At 70.8% G+C, this 15,427-nt stretch carries 11 protein-coding genes; 6 read left to right on the forward strand and 5 right to left on the reverse strand.

Going from position 1 to position 15,427, the window contains the following annotated elements; genetic code table 11:
- Positions 1 to 40: 40 nt before the first annotated feature.
- On the reverse strand, positions 41 to 1,573 hold the full coding sequence (gene hutH / locus ACRAWB_RS15980) for a histidine ammonia-lyase (RefSeq protein ID WP_431354217.1): 1,533 nt from the start codon (positions 1,571 to 1,573) through the stop codon (positions 41 to 43).
- A gap of 92 nt (positions 1,574 to 1,665) precedes the next feature.
- Between hutH and ACRAWB_RS15985 the strand changes: the two genes are divergently transcribed.
- On the forward strand, positions 1,666 to 2,424 hold the full coding sequence (locus ACRAWB_RS15985; protein WP_431354218.1) for an IclR family transcriptional regulator: 759 nt from the start codon (positions 1,666 to 1,668) through the stop codon (positions 2,422 to 2,424).
- Positions 2,425 to 2,447: 23 nt separating this feature from the next.
- Here the strand turns inward: ACRAWB_RS15985 and ACRAWB_RS15990 are convergent, their stop codons facing one another.
- Positions 2,448 to 3,023, reverse strand: a complete 576-nt coding sequence (locus ACRAWB_RS15990) for a Dps family protein (RefSeq protein ID WP_431354219.1) — start codon at positions 3,021 to 3,023, stop codon at positions 2,448 to 2,450.
- Positions 3,024 to 3,202: 179 nt separating this feature from the next.
- Between ACRAWB_RS15990 and ACRAWB_RS15995 the strand changes: the two genes are divergently transcribed.
- Positions 3,203 to 3,670 (forward strand): Hsp20/alpha crystallin family protein, encoded by a 468-nt coding sequence (locus ACRAWB_RS15995; RefSeq protein ID WP_363805784.1) that lies wholly within the window; start codon positions 3,203 to 3,205, stop codon positions 3,668 to 3,670.
- 23 nt (positions 3,671 to 3,693) lie between these two features.
- Here the strand turns inward: ACRAWB_RS15995 and ACRAWB_RS16000 are convergent, their stop codons facing one another.
- On the reverse strand, positions 3,694 to 4,134 hold the full coding sequence (locus tag ACRAWB_RS16000; RefSeq protein ID WP_431354220.1) for an SRPBCC family protein: 441 nt from the start codon (positions 4,132 to 4,134) through the stop codon (positions 3,694 to 3,696).
- Between the two features lie 2 nt (positions 4,135 to 4,136).
- Entirely contained in the window at positions 4,137 to 5,681 is a 1,545-nt protein-coding gene (locus ACRAWB_RS16005) for a phytoene desaturase family protein (protein ID WP_431354221.1), read from the reverse strand.
- A 266-nt stretch (positions 5,682 to 5,947) separates the two neighbouring features.
- Between ACRAWB_RS16005 and ACRAWB_RS16010 the strand changes: the two genes are divergently transcribed.
- Together ACRAWB_RS16010 and ACRAWB_RS16015 are read left to right on the forward strand one after the other, a co-directional pair.
- Positions 5,948 to 8,014, forward strand: coding sequence for a DEAD/DEAH box helicase (locus tag ACRAWB_RS16010; protein ID WP_431354222.1), 2,067 nt, complete (start codon positions 5,948 to 5,950; stop codon positions 8,012 to 8,014).
- Between the two features lie 3,306 nt (positions 8,015 to 11,320).
- Positions 11,321 to 11,857, forward strand: a complete 537-nt coding sequence (locus tag ACRAWB_RS16015; RefSeq protein ID WP_431354223.1) for a hypothetical protein — start codon at positions 11,321 to 11,323, stop codon at positions 11,855 to 11,857.
- On the opposite strand, the gene esaA is transcribed toward ACRAWB_RS16015, so the two are convergent.
- Positions 11,793 to 14,657, reverse strand: a complete 2,865-nt coding sequence (gene esaA / locus ACRAWB_RS16020; RefSeq protein WP_431354224.1) for a type VII secretion protein EsaA — start codon at positions 14,655 to 14,657, stop codon at positions 11,793 to 11,795. The two genes, ACRAWB_RS16015 and esaA, sit on opposite strands and share 65 nt — an antisense overlap.
- Positions 14,658 to 14,845: 188 nt before the next feature.
- On the opposite strand from esaA, the gene ACRAWB_RS16025 reads away from it, so the two are divergent.
- The gene (locus ACRAWB_RS16025) at positions 14,846 to 15,136 is read left to right on the forward strand and encodes a WXG100 family type VII secretion target (protein WP_431354225.1); all 291 of its coding nucleotides are present in this window, start codon (positions 14,846 to 14,848) and stop codon (positions 15,134 to 15,136) included.
- Between the two features lie 36 nt (positions 15,137 to 15,172).
- A complete protein-coding gene (locus ACRAWB_RS16030; RefSeq protein WP_431354226.1) occupies positions 15,173 to 15,412 on the forward strand; it encodes an EsaB/YukD family protein in 240 nt (79 codons plus the stop codon).
- The last annotated feature ends 15 nt before the right edge of the window (positions 15,413 to 15,427 follow it).

Below are 15,427 nucleotides of genomic sequence, written 5' to 3' on the forward strand. Positions count from 1 at the left end.
GGCGAGCGTTTTTCCTGTGCTCGGCGGCTGGTGGGGCGGGTTAGGGGAGGTCGGCGGCGGCCCGGAGGGCGCCGGAGGAGAGGAGGGCGTGGGCCGCCTCGATCTCGGGAGAGAGGTGGCGGTCGGGGCCGGGGCCCGGGACGGCCGTGCGGAGCGCGGCGATGACGGCGCCGGTGCGCGGGCCGGGCTCGAGCGGGGCCCGCAGGTCGGCGCCGCGGGCGGCGGTCATGACCTCGATCGCGAGCACGCGGGCGAGACCGTCGAGGGCGCGGCGCAGCTTGCGGGCGGCCGCCCATCCCATCGAAACGTGGTCCTCCTGCATCGCCGACGAGGGGATGCTGTCCACCGACGCCGGCGCGGCGAGCCGCTTCAGCTCGGAGACGATGCCGGCGGCGGTGTACTGCGCGATCATCAGCCCCGAGTCGACGCCCACCTCGTGCGCGAGGAACGGCGGCAGCCCCTGGTTGCGGGCGGGGTCGAGGAAGCGGTCGGTGCGCCGCTCGGACATGCTCGCCACATCCGCCACGGCGATCGCCAGGAAGTCCAGGACGTACGCGACGGGGGCGCCGTGGAAGTTGCCGTTCGACTCCACCCGGCCGTCGAGCGTCAGGACCGGGTTGTCCACCGCCGACGCCAGCTCGCGCGACGCGACGAGCTCGGCGTGGTCGACGGTGTCGCGCGCGGCCCCGTGCACCTGCGGCGAGCAGCGCAGCGAGTACGCATCCTGGACGCGCGTGCACTCCGGACCCTTGTGGCTCGCAACGATCGGGGAGCCGGCGAGCATCGCACGCAGGTTCGCGGCCGAGAGCGCCTGCCCGGCCTGCGGGCGCAGCCGCTGGAGGTCGGCGGCGAAGACGGCGTCGGTGCCGAGCAGCGCTTCGACGCTCATCGCGGCGGCGATGTCGGCGTCTGTGAGGAGTCCGTGGAGGTCGTGGATGGCGAGCGCCAGCATCCCGAGCATCCCGTCGGTGCCGTTGATGAGCGCCAGGCCCTCCTTCTCGGCGAGGACGACCGGCGCGATGCCTGCTGCCGCGAGGGCGTCGGACGCCTCCATGAGTTCGCTGTCGACGCGGACTCGACCCTCGCCCATCGCCGCCAGCGCGCAGTGCGCGAGCGGCGCGAGGTCGCCGGAGCAGCCGAGCGAGCCGTACTCGTGGACGACCGGGGTGATCCCGGCGTTGAGCAGCGCCGCGTACGTCTCGACGGTCTCGGGTCGCGCGCCGGTGCGTCCGGTCATCAGCGTGGACAGGCGCAGCAGCATGAGCGCGCGCACCACCTCCCGCTCGACTTCGGGGCCGGAGCCCGCGGCGTGCGATCGCACCAGGCTGGCCTGCAGCTGCGCGCGCCGGTCGCCCGGGATGAACGTGGTGGCGAGTGCGCCGAAGCCGGTGGAGATGCCGTAGTGCGGCTCGGTGTCGTCCGCGAGCGCGTCGACGATCGCGCGGGAGGCGGCGACGCCCTCCAGCGCCTGCGGGTCGAGCTCGATGCGGGCGTCGTGACGGGCGACGGCGACGACGTCGGCGATGGTCAGCGCGCCGGTGCCGACGGTGACGGAGGTCTGGGTCTGGAGCATGCTCCGATCCTCGCGCCGGGGGTGCTGCCCGCGCGTCGGCGGTAGGCTGCTCGGTGTCCGGGATCCCAGACTCGGCCGGCGAGGAGGATGACGTGAGCAAGGTGCCCGCCGCCGAGAACACCCTCCGCATCCTGGGCTACCTGGGGACGCAGCGCGGCCCGGTCCCCGCCGCCGCGATCGCCGCCTCCCTCGGCCTGCCGCGCTCGACCGTCTACCACCTGCTCACCGTGCTGGCGGAGCACGGCTTCGTGCTGCACTTCCCCGAGGCGAAGCGCTACGGCCTGGGCGTCGCGGCGTACGAGCTGTCGAGCGGGTTCTCCCGGCAGCAGCCGCTCAGTCGCCTGGGCCGGCCGATCGTCGCGGCCCTCGTGGACGCCATCGGGGAGTCCGGCCACGTCGCCGTGCTGCACGGCCGCGACGTCGTCTACATCGTGGAGGAGCGCGCCCCACGCCGGCCCCGACTGGTCACCGATGTGGGGGTCCGCCTCCCTGCCCACCTCACGGCGAGCGGTCGTGCGCTGCTGGCCACGCTCCCGCGGGAGCAGCTGCGCGCGCTCTACCCGGACTCCGGCGCATTCGAGGACCGGACCGGCTCCGGCCCGCACTCCTACGCCGAACTGCGCCGCGTCGTCACCGAGGCGCGCGAGCGCGGCTACGCGACGGAAGACGGCGATGTGACGCCGGGATTCGCGTCGGTCGCCGTCTCGGTGCGCGACCACGCGGGCTGGCCGGCGGCGGGCATCGCCGTCACGTTCCCGCGCGAGAACGTCCCGCCGGAGCGGTGGGATGCGCTCGCCGCGCGGGTGCGCGAGACGGCGGCCGAGCTGTCCCGCCGCATCCGGGGGAGCTGACCGGCCGCCGCGTCGGCGGGGAGTCAGGCCCGGCTGGGCGTGCGGTTCTCGGCGCTGACCATCCAGGCGAACTGCTCGAGCCTCTGGATGATGGCGTGCAGCAGGTCGGCCGAGGTCGGGTCCTCTTCGTCGACGTCGTCGTGAACGTCGCGCATCGTACGGACGACCGCCTCCAGTCGCTCGGTGATCAGGTCGACCGTCTCCTCGGTGTCGACCTCGCCGTTCGGGAACTCCGGGAGGCTGGTCTGCTCGGCGACGGTCGCGCTGCGTCCGTCGGGGGTCGCGTGCAGGGCGCGGAGGCGTTCGGCGACGTCGTCGCTGAACTCGCGCGCCGCCTCCACGATCTCGTCGAGCTGCAGGTGGAGGTCGCGGAAGTTGCGGCCGACGACGTTCCAATGCGCCTGCTTGCCCTGCAGGTGCAGCTCGATCAGGTCGACGTGCACGCGCTGAAGGTTCTGCGCCAGCTCGGCCGACGCGACGAAGCCGTGCTCGGCGTGCTCGCGGCGGGTCGGGGCGACGCCGACCGCACTCGTGCGGCGGACTGCGGGGGTCTTCGGCTTCTTCGCGCTGCTCTTCGGCTTGGTGTCGGTTGCGGCCACGATGGGTCCCTTCTGTTCGATGGACGACACGCACGGTAGGCCACGGGAACGCGGCCCGGAACCTCCTTGACAAGCCGGAAAACCACTTGGCACTCTCCTGGTGAGAGTGCTAATATCTGTGGCCGAAAGGCGGCGATAACCGCCTCTCATCAGCTCAATTGAAGAAAGGGGTACATCCAATGGCCATGTCGTTCGATCCTTTCTCCCAGTTGGACCGGATCGCCCAGAGCGTGTTCGACACCAGCCGCCAGCCGCGACTGATGCCGGTCGACCTCTTCCGTGAGGGCGACCGCTACATCCTCAACGCCGACCTTCCCGGCGCGGACCCGTCGTCGGTGGATGTGGACGTCGACGGCCACCTCCTCACGATCCGCGCGGTGCGCACGGCCGCCGACCGCGACGGCGCCCGCTGGCTCGCCCAGGAGCGACCCTACGGCGCCTACATGCGCCAGTTCACGATCGGCGACGACGTCGATCCGGACGGCATCACCGCGTCGTACGACAATGGCGTGCTGAGCGTCATGATCCCGGTCGCCGAGCGGGCGAAGCCGCGCAAGATCGCGGTGGAGTCGAGGCGATCGGAGGGTGGCGGCGGCACGATGCGCGTCGACGAGGCGCGCAGCGACGCGAGGGCCGTCTCGTCGTAACCGGGTGACCGCGGGGGCCGCTGTCAGTGCTCGGCGCGCCCCCGCGCCACCCACTCCAGCCGCCGCAGCGTCTCCGCGTTGCGGACGTGCAGCAGCGCATCGGCGATGACGCCGGGGAGCCTGGTCACGAGCCCGGTGTACGGGTACTCCTCGATGCGCACGAGGCAGCCGCCGCCGCGCGGCTTCACGTCGATGATCACCCGCTCGGTTCCGAAAGGCCGCGTCTTGGCCTCCAGCACCATCCGGCGCGGCGGGTCCCACTCCTCGACGCGGGTCTCGTCGTTGAGCACCAGCGGCCAGACGCCGATGGAGTGGTGCAGGCGCGAGCCGTCGGCTGGGTAGCGGTCGTCCGCGGCACGCAGACGGGAGGCGCCGACCACCCAGGTCGGGTAGACCCAAGGGTCGGCGAGGACGGCGAACACCTGTTCTGGCGTACAGGCCATACGGCGGACGTTGACGGACATGATCACTGCTCCGATGGGGTCGGGGGACGCAGCGCGTCCGGGATGAGCGGGGCGGACGCGGGGGCGGCCACCTGGTCCGGCGAGGGCGCGAGGTCGGGCATCCGCGTCATCCCGAACTCGTGACGGAGCGCGCTCCGGGCCGCGTAGTAGCCGCCGAGGCCGTGGACGCCGGGTCCGGGTGTCACGGACGCCGAGGCCAGATAGAGGCCGCGTCCGGGCATCCGCCACGGTTCCGACGAGAGCACGGGACGCGCGACGAGCTGACGGAAGTCGGGGGCCCCGGCGGAGATATCGCCGCCGATGTAGTTGGGGTTGTGCTGCTCCACCTGCACCGCGTTCATCGTGCTCGTGCCGATGATGAGGTCGCGGAAGCCGGGCGCGAACTGCTCGACCCGGCGGATGATCGCCTCGGTGCGGTCCTCCGTAGAGCCGCGCGGCACGTGCGTGTACGCCCAGAGCACGTGCTTCCCCGCGGGGGCGCGGCTGGCGTCGAACAGGGACGGCTGCGTGACGAGCACATAGGGCGGGTCGCTCTGCCGGCCGCGCGCGACCGCGTTCTCCGAGCGCGCGGTCTCGGCGCGAGTGCCGCCCAGGTGGACGGTGGCCGTCTCGAACAGCTCGGGGTTGGTCCACGGCACCGGGCCGGACAGAGCGAAGTCCGCCTTGAAGACGCCGTTCCCGTCACGGAAGCGGGAGACGCGGCGGAGGTAGGACGCGGGAAGCCGGTCCTCGCCGAGCCGGACCGCATCCGCGACATGCGTGTCGAACACGATCGCGCGCGCGTCCGGCAGGTCGGCCAGCGACGTCACCGGCGTGCCCGTGACGATCTCGCCGCCGTGCGCCTGCAGGTCGGCCGCCATCGCGTCCGCGATCGCTCGGCTGCCGCCGACCGGAAGCGGCCACCCGCGGGCGTGGGCCTGCACCGCAAGCGTGAGTCCCGCGGCCGCGCCGGCCACGCTGGGCAGCGGCAGCGTCGTATGCGCGAAGACACCGGAGAGCAGCGCGCCGGGCGCCTCGGCACGGAACGGGAGATCCCACCACCGGCCGCCCTGCGACAGCGCCGTCAGGCCGAACCTCGCGGCGACGAGCGGATGCCGGGGCACCTGTAGCAGCTCCGAGAGCGTGAACTGCGACACGGCGTCCGCCTCCCGGACCAGCGGGCCGAGGAGCGCGCGCCAGGCCGGCCCGTCGACGCCGAGGCCGTCCACCGTGCGCTCCAGGTCGAGGTACGCCATCGCGACCCGGCCGCCGTCCAGCGGGTTGCCGTACGACGCCGTCGGCACCACGAACGGCACCCGTCGCTCGAGCTGGAACTTGCGGAAGAAGCCGGAGGCGAAGGCGAGCGGGTGCACGGCCGAGCAGATGTCGTGCAGGAAGCCGGGCAGCGTCAGCTCCTCGGTGCGGAGGCCGCCGCCGATGGTCGCGTTGCGCTCGTACACCCGCACCCGCAGGCCGGCTCGCGCGAGCGTCAGCGCGGTCGCGAGACCGTTCGGGCCCGAGCCGATGACGATCGCATCGAGGCCGTCCGACGAGGTGGATGCGCTCATACCTCCCTGTATACCCCGCGCCCGCACAGCGGCCGAGGGTGATCGGCAGCCCGTTCCCAGCCTGCGTCCTGTATCGTTGACAGGTCGGCTCTTGACACCGCGCTTGTCGCGCGGATGGGTTTGTCAGTCAAGCGGGCCGGTTTCGCACCCGATCAGCGGTGCGGATCACACAATCGTGAACGGCCCCGGACACAGTTCGCCCGGGAATCATCCGGTGCGCTTCGGCGTGCCGCCGCGCACTCGAAAGCAACCCAGGAAGCACATCCATGCCCGGATACAACAACGACCGACGATCGCAGCCCTCCCGCGGCGGCGCCCCGAAGAGCGGCAGCCGCAGCCCCAAGCACCGGGGCTACCGCGCCGAGGAGCAGGGGGCGGCTCCGAAGAAGGCCCGCTGGAGCACGGAGGACCGCGCCGCCCGCGGCCGCTCCGTCTACGGCACGCGTGACGACGTCCGCGGCGGTGACGCCCGCGGCTCGCGCGCTGAGCGCGGTGAGCGCCCCAACTGGGAGCCCCGCGGAAAGGACGCGCGCCGCACCGAGCGCGAGTGGCAGGACCGCTCGGATCGCCAGGAGCGACCGCGCCGTTCGTACGACGACCGCGCCGACCGTCCGCGTCGCGACCAGGACGACCGCCCGCGTCGCTTCGACGACCGCAGCGAGCGACCCCGTCGCGAGTACGACGAGCGTCCCCGTCGTCAGTTCGACGACCGTGCCGAGCGTCCGCGTCGCGACTTCGGCGACCGCGCCGAGCGTCCGCGCCGCGAGTACGACGACCGTCCGCGCCGTCAGTTCGACGACCGCAGCGAGCGTCCGCGCCGTGAGCAGGACGACCGTCCGCGTCGCGACTTCGGTGACCGCACTGAGCGCCCGCGTCGCGACTTCGGCGACCGCGCCGAGCGTCCGCGCCGTGACTACGACGACCGCCCGCGTCGCGAACTCGGTGACCGTGCCGAGCGTCCGCGTCGCGACTTCGGCGACCGCGCCGAGCGTCCGCGTCGCGACTACGACGACCGTCCCCGTCGCCAGTTCGACGACCGCCCTCGCCGCGACTCCTCCTTCTACCCGTCGCGCGACGAGAAGCCCGCGTTCGCCCCGACCGACGACGTCGTGCTCGAGCGTCTGGAGGCGGAGGCCATCCAGGCGAAGGACGTCGAGGGCGTGACCTTCGCCGACCTCGGCCTCGGCGGCAACATCGTCCGCGCGCTCGCCGAGCTCGGCGCCGAGACCCCGTTCCCGATCCAGGCCGCCACCACTCCGGATGTGCTGGCCGGCAAGGACGTTCTCGGCCGCGGCCGCACCGGCTCCGGCAAGACCATCGCCTTCGGCGCCCCCATGGTCGAGCGCCTGATGCAGCTGTGGGCCGAGTCCGGCAAGTCCGGCGGCAAGCGTCAGATGGGCCGCGCGCCGCGCGCGCTCATCCTGGCGCCGACCCGCGAGCTCGCGCTGCAGATCGACCGCACCGTCCAGCCGATCGCCCGCAGCGTCGGCCTCTTCACCACGCAGATCTACGGCGGCGTGCCGCAGGGCCGCCAGGTGGGCGCGCTGCAGCGCGGCGTCGACATCGTGATCGGCACCCCCGGCCGCATCGAGGACCTGGTGGAGCAGGGCCGCCTCGACCTCAGCGAGGTCGCCATCACCGTCCTCGACGAGGCCGACCACATGTGCGACCTCGGCTTCCTCGAGCCGGTGCAGCGCATCCTGCGCCACACCGCTGACGGCGGCCAGAAGCTGCTCTTCTCGGCGACGCTGGACTCCGGTGTCGCTCAGCTGGTCGACGAGTTCCTGGTCGAGCCGGCCGTGCACGAGGTGGCGGGTGAGGACCAGGCGTCCTCGACCATCGACCACCGCGTGCTCGTCATCGAGCACCGCGACAAGGGCGCCATCATTGAGCAGCTGGCCGACCGCGAGGGCAAGACCCTGGTCTTCGCCCGCACCCGCGCCTTCGCCGAGATGCTGGCCGACCAGTTGGAGGACGCCGGCATCCCGGCTGTCAGCCTCCACGGCGACCTCAACCAGTCGCGCCGGACGCGCAACCTGGAAAAGCTGACCAGCGGACGCGTCAACGTCCTGGTCGCCACGGATGTGGCCGCACGCGGCATCCACGTCGATGACATCGACCTGGTGATCCAGGCGGACGCCCCGGACGAGTACAAGACGTATCTGCACCGCTCGGGCCGCACCGGCCGCGCCGGCAAGCAGGGCACCGTCGTCACGCTGATCCCGAAGCACCGCCAGCGCCGCATGAACGAGCTGCTTGGCCGCGCGGAGATCGAGGCGGACTTCGTGCCCGCCGCCCCCGGCGACGACGTGCTCCTGACGCTCGCGCAGTAACCGGCGTCAGCCGGCCACCGGAGAGCCGTCCTCGACACGCTGTGTCGGGTGACGGCTCTCCTGCGTTTGGGGGCCCGTCGCCGCTTCGGCAGGGCGAGGGCGAGCCCGAGCAGGAGCGCGAGCGCGCCGATGACGGCCACCCACCACGGCGTCTCCGCCGGGATGCCCAAGTAGACGGTGATCCCGAGGATCCGAGAGAGCCCCCACGGCAGCAGCGCGAGCTGATCGTTCCACACCGTGAGCGCCTGCTCCAGTCCGATCACGCCGACGAGCACCGCGATCGCCGCGACGGCCCCGCCCACAGCCGCGGCCACCATCCCGGTCGCCCGCCGCGCACCCAGGAGCGGAGCCTGTGACCACCCGGCCGCGACCAGCACCCAGGCGAACAGCGCGAACGCCGCGATCGTGTACAGCGAACGCGCCGCCGGGTCGGTCCAGAACCCGAACCAGTAGCCGCCCGGGCCGGTGGGGACGAGCACTGCGGTGAGCAGCAGCACTCGCAGCAAGGCCGCGCCGCCGATCGCGGCGAGCAGCGGCAGCATCCGCCCGCCGAGCAGTGCGCAGAGCGCCAGCAGCACCGCGACGAAGACCGCCCACGCGCCGAGGGTGGCCACCAGATGGGCGGGCGCCGCGAACCAAGTGAGGACGCAACGGCTGGCCACGAGCGCGACCGTCGGAACCGCGATCAGCAGCACCCGGTCGAGCCTGCCCAGCCCGGCCGCCGCCTCCGCCGCGCGCCACGGCCGGGTCGCAGCGATCCAGGATGCCCGCGCGGCGGCCGCACCGGGAGCACCGCCCAGCCGACGCACGCGTGACGACAGGATGCCGAACAGCAGCCACAGCGCGACCAGGACCAGCAGGGCGCCCGACGCCCACGCCATCGGCAGATCGCGATCGGCGCGGTCGAGGCCGAGGTGCGCAGCCGTCAGGTTGTACGCCGGGTAGTAGGGGTCGCCGCCGTACCGCTTCTCGTGGTCGGCCGAGCTGGCGAGGAACGCCGTCCGGGCCGTCTGCCAGTCGGCGTACGCCTGCGGGTCGGCGGTGTCGTTCCACTGCGCCTTCCGCAGCACCATCGCGCGGTAGTCGCCGAGCATCCCGAGCGTGCTCGCCTCGTAGTCGAGCGTGGCGGTGAACCGCGTGCGCAGTGCCGGGTCCTTCCAGGTGGCGGCGTCGGTCCCTCCGATCAGCGTGCGCATCCTCCCGACGGCCGCCGTCGCGCGCTCTCCGCCGTCGATCGCCTCGTCGAGGTGGTCGCGCGAGATCGCGTAGATCACGTCCAGTGCCGCGCTGTCGCCGGTGACGATGTCCCACTCGAAGATCCACATCATCGGCGGCGGTTCGAGGCCGATCGCGAACACCCTCTTGTCGGCGAACGGGCCGATGTAGAGGCCGTCGGTGATGGCCGTGCGCGACTCCGCCATCGCCGTGACGATCGACCGCACGGTCGCGGGATCATCGGAGAACCAGCGCCGCGCCCAGTCCACGGTGACGGCGGCGGGATCCGTGGAGGGATCGCGCGCGAGCCGCACCGCCAGCTCCGTGTCGAGCTCGGCGAGCTGCCAGAATCCGGTCTTCAGCTCGAGGGACAGGGGACCGGCGCGCCAGGGGCCGCCGTCCTGCGTCCAGGTCCAGATCCCCTCGATGTGCGGGTTGGCGGCGAGCAGCGTGTCGAAGGCGGTCTTGTAGAGCGGCCCGAGGTCGTTCGGGAACGCGCCGAAGTTCTCGAACTCGCGCCGGCTCTGGAACTCGATGATGCGCCGTTGGTCCCCGGTCTCCAGGGTGTCGTTGAGCGGGAGATGGCTGTAGAAGTCGCCGAGCGTGTACTTCGTCGACACGATGAGATGCGGGGAGTCGATCCCGTCGAGCACCGCGTGGTACGACGCCGGATTGGTGTGCATGTCGCCGACCGCGCCGACGCCGACGCTCCAGGTGCGGAAGATGACCTCCCGGTCGGCCCGGTCCGCCTGGCCGAGCAGCGTGGTGAGCATCGTGCGCACGGACGCGACCGTTGTGACCGCGAGCTCGGAGGTGTAATCCCAGCCGGGCAGATCGTAGACCGACCCGGCCTCGCCGATCCGGATCAGGACGCCGTCGACGTAAGGCATGGTGCGGTACAGCTCATCGAGGCCCGCTGCGTAGACCGACCACAGCTCCGGGTTCTCGGTGTCGAGGCTCCCGAACCGCTTCGTCAGGTACTCGCGCAGCGGAGTGGTGAGGGTCAGCATGTCGGTGCGGAAGTACACCTTCAGCCCGGCATCGTGGGCCGACTTCCACATCGCACCGAACGACTCCCGCATGGCGAGCGCCCGTGCCACGTGCTCGTCGCCCTCGGCGTACACGGCGCGGCCGTCGCCGACGTCGGCGAACGTCAGATACTCGAGCAGCCCGGGGATGGCGACCGCCGTGTACCCCTCGGCGAGGAGGTGCCGCACGTAGGCGTCGAACTCGGCGCGATCCCCGGCGAGGGCACCCTCGTCGACGTAGGGCGCGCCGGGCAGGATGGCGTCCTCGAACGCCTTGGAGTTGTGCGAGTAGTCGTCGCCCCTCGACCACGCCGCCTCGTCCGGCTTCACGCCGACGGCGCCCAGGTCGGCCATGCGGAAGGGGAGGCGGGAGGTCACGGTGCGGCCCAGGTCGGCGGTCACCGGTCGGCCGTCGCGGATGGCGGACGCCAGATCGTAGACACCGCGCGCGGCTCCGGCATCGGCGGTCGCGACGACACGCAGGGCGGTGGGGGTGCCGTCGAGGCGGTACGTATCGTCGGTCGGCGTCTGCGCGCCGCCGGTCACCTCGACCGCCAGGGAGGCGGTCCCCGCCGTCGCGGCCGCGTCACCGACGGCGTCGTCCAGCTCGGCGAGGGCCGCATCCACACGGGGTCGTCCCGTGGAGGCGGGATGCGCGAACCGCGGCGGCAGGGCGGTCGGGGCGACCGCTGCGACGGCGGGTGTCTCCGGCGCGACGTCCGACGACTCGGCGCGGATGCCGAGGGCGTCCGTCAGCACGAAGGCGATGCCTGCGCCGAGCGCAAGCAGGATCACGGCGGCGAGCCCGGCGAGCAGGGGCCGCCGCATGTGCGTCTTCGTCACGGCCGGAGTGTAGCAACGGGAGGCCGTCGGAATCTCATTGCGGCCATCGGCCGCGCCGCGTCGCGCGTCTCGCCGCGTCGCCCGCAGTACCAGCGTGAACCGGCCGTCGTGCCATGGCGTCCGCCGACGTGCATGGCCGCAATTCGAGCCCGCGGTTGGCGACCCCGCTGAACGACTCGATACCGTCGTGGAAACGCCCATGTCACCAGAGGGAGATCGGATGACAGTCCACAGCTCGAAGCACCATCGTCCGCGGTCGTTCATCGCGGCGGCGGGCCTCCTCGGGGCGGCCGGGCTCGTGGTTCTGGTGGGATCCCCGGCGATCGCGGATGAGGACCACGGTGTCCCGCCGGCAGGCGATGGCAGCCTTCACCTCCTTTCCGACGTCATCGTGAACACGGGGATCGAGGCGGGGAATTCCTCCGACTTCCCCTTCATGGGGGAACTCTTCCTTCCTCAGGTCACGCAGAAGGCCGAGGAGATCGCGCACGCGCAGGAGGCGGTTGCTCAGGCGTCGGCCCGGCTCACCTTCGAGGGCCGCGGCGATACGAGTGCCGACGACCAGTACACCCGACTTCGGAACACTCTCTTCGAGGGCTACTCTCCGGCGGCGGTTCGGGACGTCGCCTCTGTCACGGCGCCGCCGGACGCCGATCCCTGGATCCTCCTCATGGCGGCGGTCGCCCTACCGCTCACCGGCCTCGCGGTGTTCCTCGGCGCCAAGACCGGGTCGAGGCGCCGGCGGGCTCGCGCCTGACCATTCGTCGACGCATCAGCAACCACGCGCCGAGGATTCCGAGGAGCGAACCGGCGAGGAAGATCGCGGGCCAACGGTAATCGAACCCACCGCTGCCGATGTTCGACGCGGCCGATGTGGTATCCCGTGTCGTGACCGGAGTCGCGAAGGACTCGTAGATCTTGGCCGGGTCGGCGCCGCTGGCACGCGTGTTGGACAGCACCGTCGAGAACCGCGCGCTGTAGTCGCTGGCCATCGCGCGGTCGGTGCTCCCTGTCACGATGCTTCCGTTCATGGCCTCGAGAAGCGCATGGGTGTCCGCTTGGGTGCGCTGGATGTTCGCCAGCAAGTCGTCGAACTCGGCGGAGTTGTCGGAGATCGCGTTCGCGCTCGCGGCGACCCCGTCCGCGGCCGACCTCGTCGTCTTCACGAGTTCCGAGAGCGATTCGTAAAGCATCGGGCCTGCTCGCTCATCGAGATACAGCTCTGCTCTGCCCTCCTCCTGCCCGGTCCACGGGACCGTCGCCAGCTGGATCACGCTGGGGGATTGCGCCCGCCACCGCTCCGGAGCGGCCTGCACCGCGACCGTCGCCGCGGCATACCACGCCTCCAAGCCGGACAGTGCGGTGGAGAAGAAGGACGGCGACAGCTGGAGGCTCGCCAGCGTGCCGAGATCGGTGTCGATCTGCGCCCGATGACTGAGAGCGAGTCGGATCTGCTGGGTGAGCGCGGAGACGACATGCTGGCCGAGTGCGCGGTAGGCGGCGACGTCGTCGGGGTGCAGACGCTTCTCGATGGTCGCGGCGTCGATCACGCCGTAGCGGTTGAAAATGGAGTCCGTGCTGTGCCCGGGGAAGTCTCCGGTCTGCGTCACCGCCGAGACGAAGCCGCGAAGGTCCTCGTCCGGTCCGCCGTAGAGAGCGTGAAGCAGCTGCGCGGCCGTGCGGATGTCGCCGAGGTAGCTGGAGATTCCGGCCACGGAGGCGGACACGGCGTTCGCACCGGCGTTCGCGGGATCCAGCACGTACACATCGCTGCGGAGCACCTGCGCCGCGGGCTCGCCCACCGTTCCCTGGGCGGTGAAGTCGACCTTGACGGTGCCCATGGTGTCCCGCAGGCGGATGGTGTAGGTCACCGTGACACCGACCGGACTTTCCCCCGAGCTGTTGTCGACCGTGACCGTCTGGGTCGCGGGGTCCACCTGCACACAGTCGGCGCACTCCGCTGACGTTGCCGTCGCAACCGTCACGTCAGCAGCAGCGAGCGGCGTCGGAAGGGTGACGCCGAGCGCTTGACGATCTCCGGGATCCACCGTCGCCGAAACCGACGTCGTGACAGCCTGATCTGCGCTCGGCGTCGGGCGGAGGACGTCCAACGGCGGCGACGCGATGCCCCGTTCGTCGGCGTAGCGCTTGATCAGCCGCAGGTCTTCGGCGTAGAGGGTGGGATCGAAGCCCGGTGCCGCTTGCAGCGCGGCGGACAGCGCTTCGAATTCGACGGGATCGGTTGGGATGGATGCGACCAGGGCCCGGATGCGAGCGTCGTACTGATCCATCTCCGGTGCCCGGTAGCCATCGCTGAGTGTGTTCGCCAGCTTCTGAGCGAGGGCCCGCGTGGCGTGGGCGGCCGTGAGGGTCGTCAGGTCGACGTCGTACGAGTGATCGGTGAGCCTGGACGCGCCGGCGGGTGCCCCGATGGTGGCATTGTCGGCTGGCATCGCGATGGTGAAGTACTCCTCGAGGAGCGTCGTCTCCAGCTGCTCCAATGCGGTGATCGAGTCCACGAGCTCTGCCCGGCGGCTGTTCAAGGAGGCGACTACCTCGCCGACGTGTGCGTTGTACTCCCGAGCCAGAGCGTCGTACTGCGACACCGCCCGTTGCAGCGTCGGCAGGACTCCCGTGTGCGTGCCGTCCGCGTCGACGGAGTCGACGCCTCGCAGCCCGGACCAGGTGCCGTCTCCGGAGAGGAATCCCTCGAGGTGCGCGGAGAACGCCGCGTCGTACTGCTGCTTGTCCGCGGAGGCCTGCTCGCCGAGCGCGGTGTTGCCGTTGGCCGCATTTCGCTCAGCGATCTGCCGCTGGAGGGCGAAGTAGTCGTCGAGCGAGGGCTGCTGCCGGGAGAGCGACGCGCTCGTCGAGGCCAGCGTGCTGGTGGTGCTCCGGGTGAAGCCGTTCTGGCTCTGGATCCACGCGGCGTTCATGGAGCGCAGGATCTCGGCCAGGCTGATGTCGCCGTCGTTCTTCGTCGCGATCTTCTCGACGTCGGGGTGGAGGGTGTCGGACAGCGTCCCGACCAGTCGCGCGTGGCTGTCCACCACCGACGACATCCTCGTCTGCGCCTCCGAGATGTTCCCGGCGACGCTTGCGAAGTACAGCTGGACGACGCGGGAGTTGAAGTCGCGCAGGATCGACGAGACCTCGTTCTGAAGGCGTTGCTGGGACAGCGCATCGCCGGGGGCGACTTTGTAGTCGATCCGGGCCTGGATCGGATCGAGGTCCTGCAGCGTGAGGATGTCGTGCGAGAACGATCGTGGCAGCACGATCACCGCCCCGACCGCCTCGTCGGCGTAGGCCTTCTCGGCGACGCTTCGGGACACGACCTGCCAGTTGTAGCGGTTGTCGCGCGCCACCAGATCCACGAAGTTCTTGCCGAACAGGTAGTCGGTGCCGTTGAAGGCCGCGGACTGGTCCTCGTTGACGAGCGCGATCGTCGGCGCGTGGCCGGATGCTGCCGTGGATGACGCCTCGTACGTCGCCGCAGAGCTCACCAGCAGCGCTGAGGCGCCGACCATCGCAACGCTGATGAGGATCTTCTTGAGCACATCGCCCTCCTGAGTTGTCGCCGACGGCATGGCCCATGGCTTTAGGACAGAATTCGACCTTCGCTCAGTGCCGGGATTTGACCCACGAGATTGAAAGCCAATATGTTCACCACATGCGATAGATGCCGCATACGCGTGCAGTATTTCGCGTTATAGATTAGCAGATCACAGCACTAGGGAGGCTCCACATGGGTCAGATCAGCGTTACCCCGGAAGAACTGAAGCAGCAGGCGCAGGTATACACGCGCTCGAAGGACGAGATCGAGCAGGCGATCCAGAAGGTGAACCAGATGAACTCGACCATCGCCGAGGAGTGGAAGGGCCAGGCCTTCCAGGCGTATCTCGAGCAGTACAACCAGCTGCAGGAGAACGTGCGCAAGTTCGAGGATCTCCTGGTGAGCATCAACGAGCAGCTGAACAAGTACGCCGACACCATCGCCGAGCGTGACGCGCAGGATGCACAGAGCTTCGGCTTCTGACCCGCTCACCGGGCCCTTCTCAGCGGGAACATCATCGTGATCGAGATCACCCTCGTGTTTCACGGCAGGCAGATCGATCTGCTGGTGCCGGGCGGTGTCACCTTCGACCGCCTTCGACGGTTGATCGCCGACGCCTTCGCTGAGAAGGGCACGGTACTGCCCGACGGTTTCTCCTTGACGCTCGACGACAAGGCCCTCGCCGTCAGCGGGAACGACGTCATCGCAGCATTCGGCATCGCCAACGGCGATCGCCTCCGGATCACAGCAACGAGTTGAGCAATGCGAATTGAA

This window comes from Leifsonia poae (assembly GCF_050632865.1).
GTDB lineage: Bacteria > Actinomycetota > Actinomycetes > Actinomycetales > Microbacteriaceae > Leifsonia > Leifsonia poae_B.

Bases quoted from the DNA above. Each gene is read 5' to 3' on its own strand.
- hutH (WP_431354217.1), bottom strand. From the start codon at position 1,573: ATGCTCCAGACCCAGACCTCCGTCACCGTCGGCACCGGCGCGCTGACC.
- ACRAWB_RS15995 (WP_363805784.1), top strand. From the start codon at position 3,203: ATGGCCATGTCGTTCGATCCTTTCTCCCAGTTGGACCGGATCGCCCAG.
- ACRAWB_RS16000 (WP_431354220.1), bottom strand. From the start codon at position 4,134: ATGTCCGTCAACGTCCGCCGTATGGCCTGTACGCCAGAACAGGTGTTC.
- ACRAWB_RS16005 (WP_431354221.1), bottom strand. From the start codon at position 5,681: ATGAGCGCATCCACCTCGTCGGACGGCCTCGATGCGATCGTCATCGGC.
- ACRAWB_RS16010 (WP_431354222.1), top strand. From the start codon at position 5,948: ATGCCCGGATACAACAACGACCGACGATCGCAGCCCTCCCGCGGCGGC.
- ACRAWB_RS16015 (WP_431354223.1), top strand. From the start codon at position 11,321: ATGACAGTCCACAGCTCGAAGCACCATCGTCCGCGGTCGTTCATCGCG.
- ACRAWB_RS16025 (WP_431354225.1), top strand. From the start codon at position 14,846: ATGGGTCAGATCAGCGTTACCCCGGAAGAACTGAAGCAGCAGGCGCAG.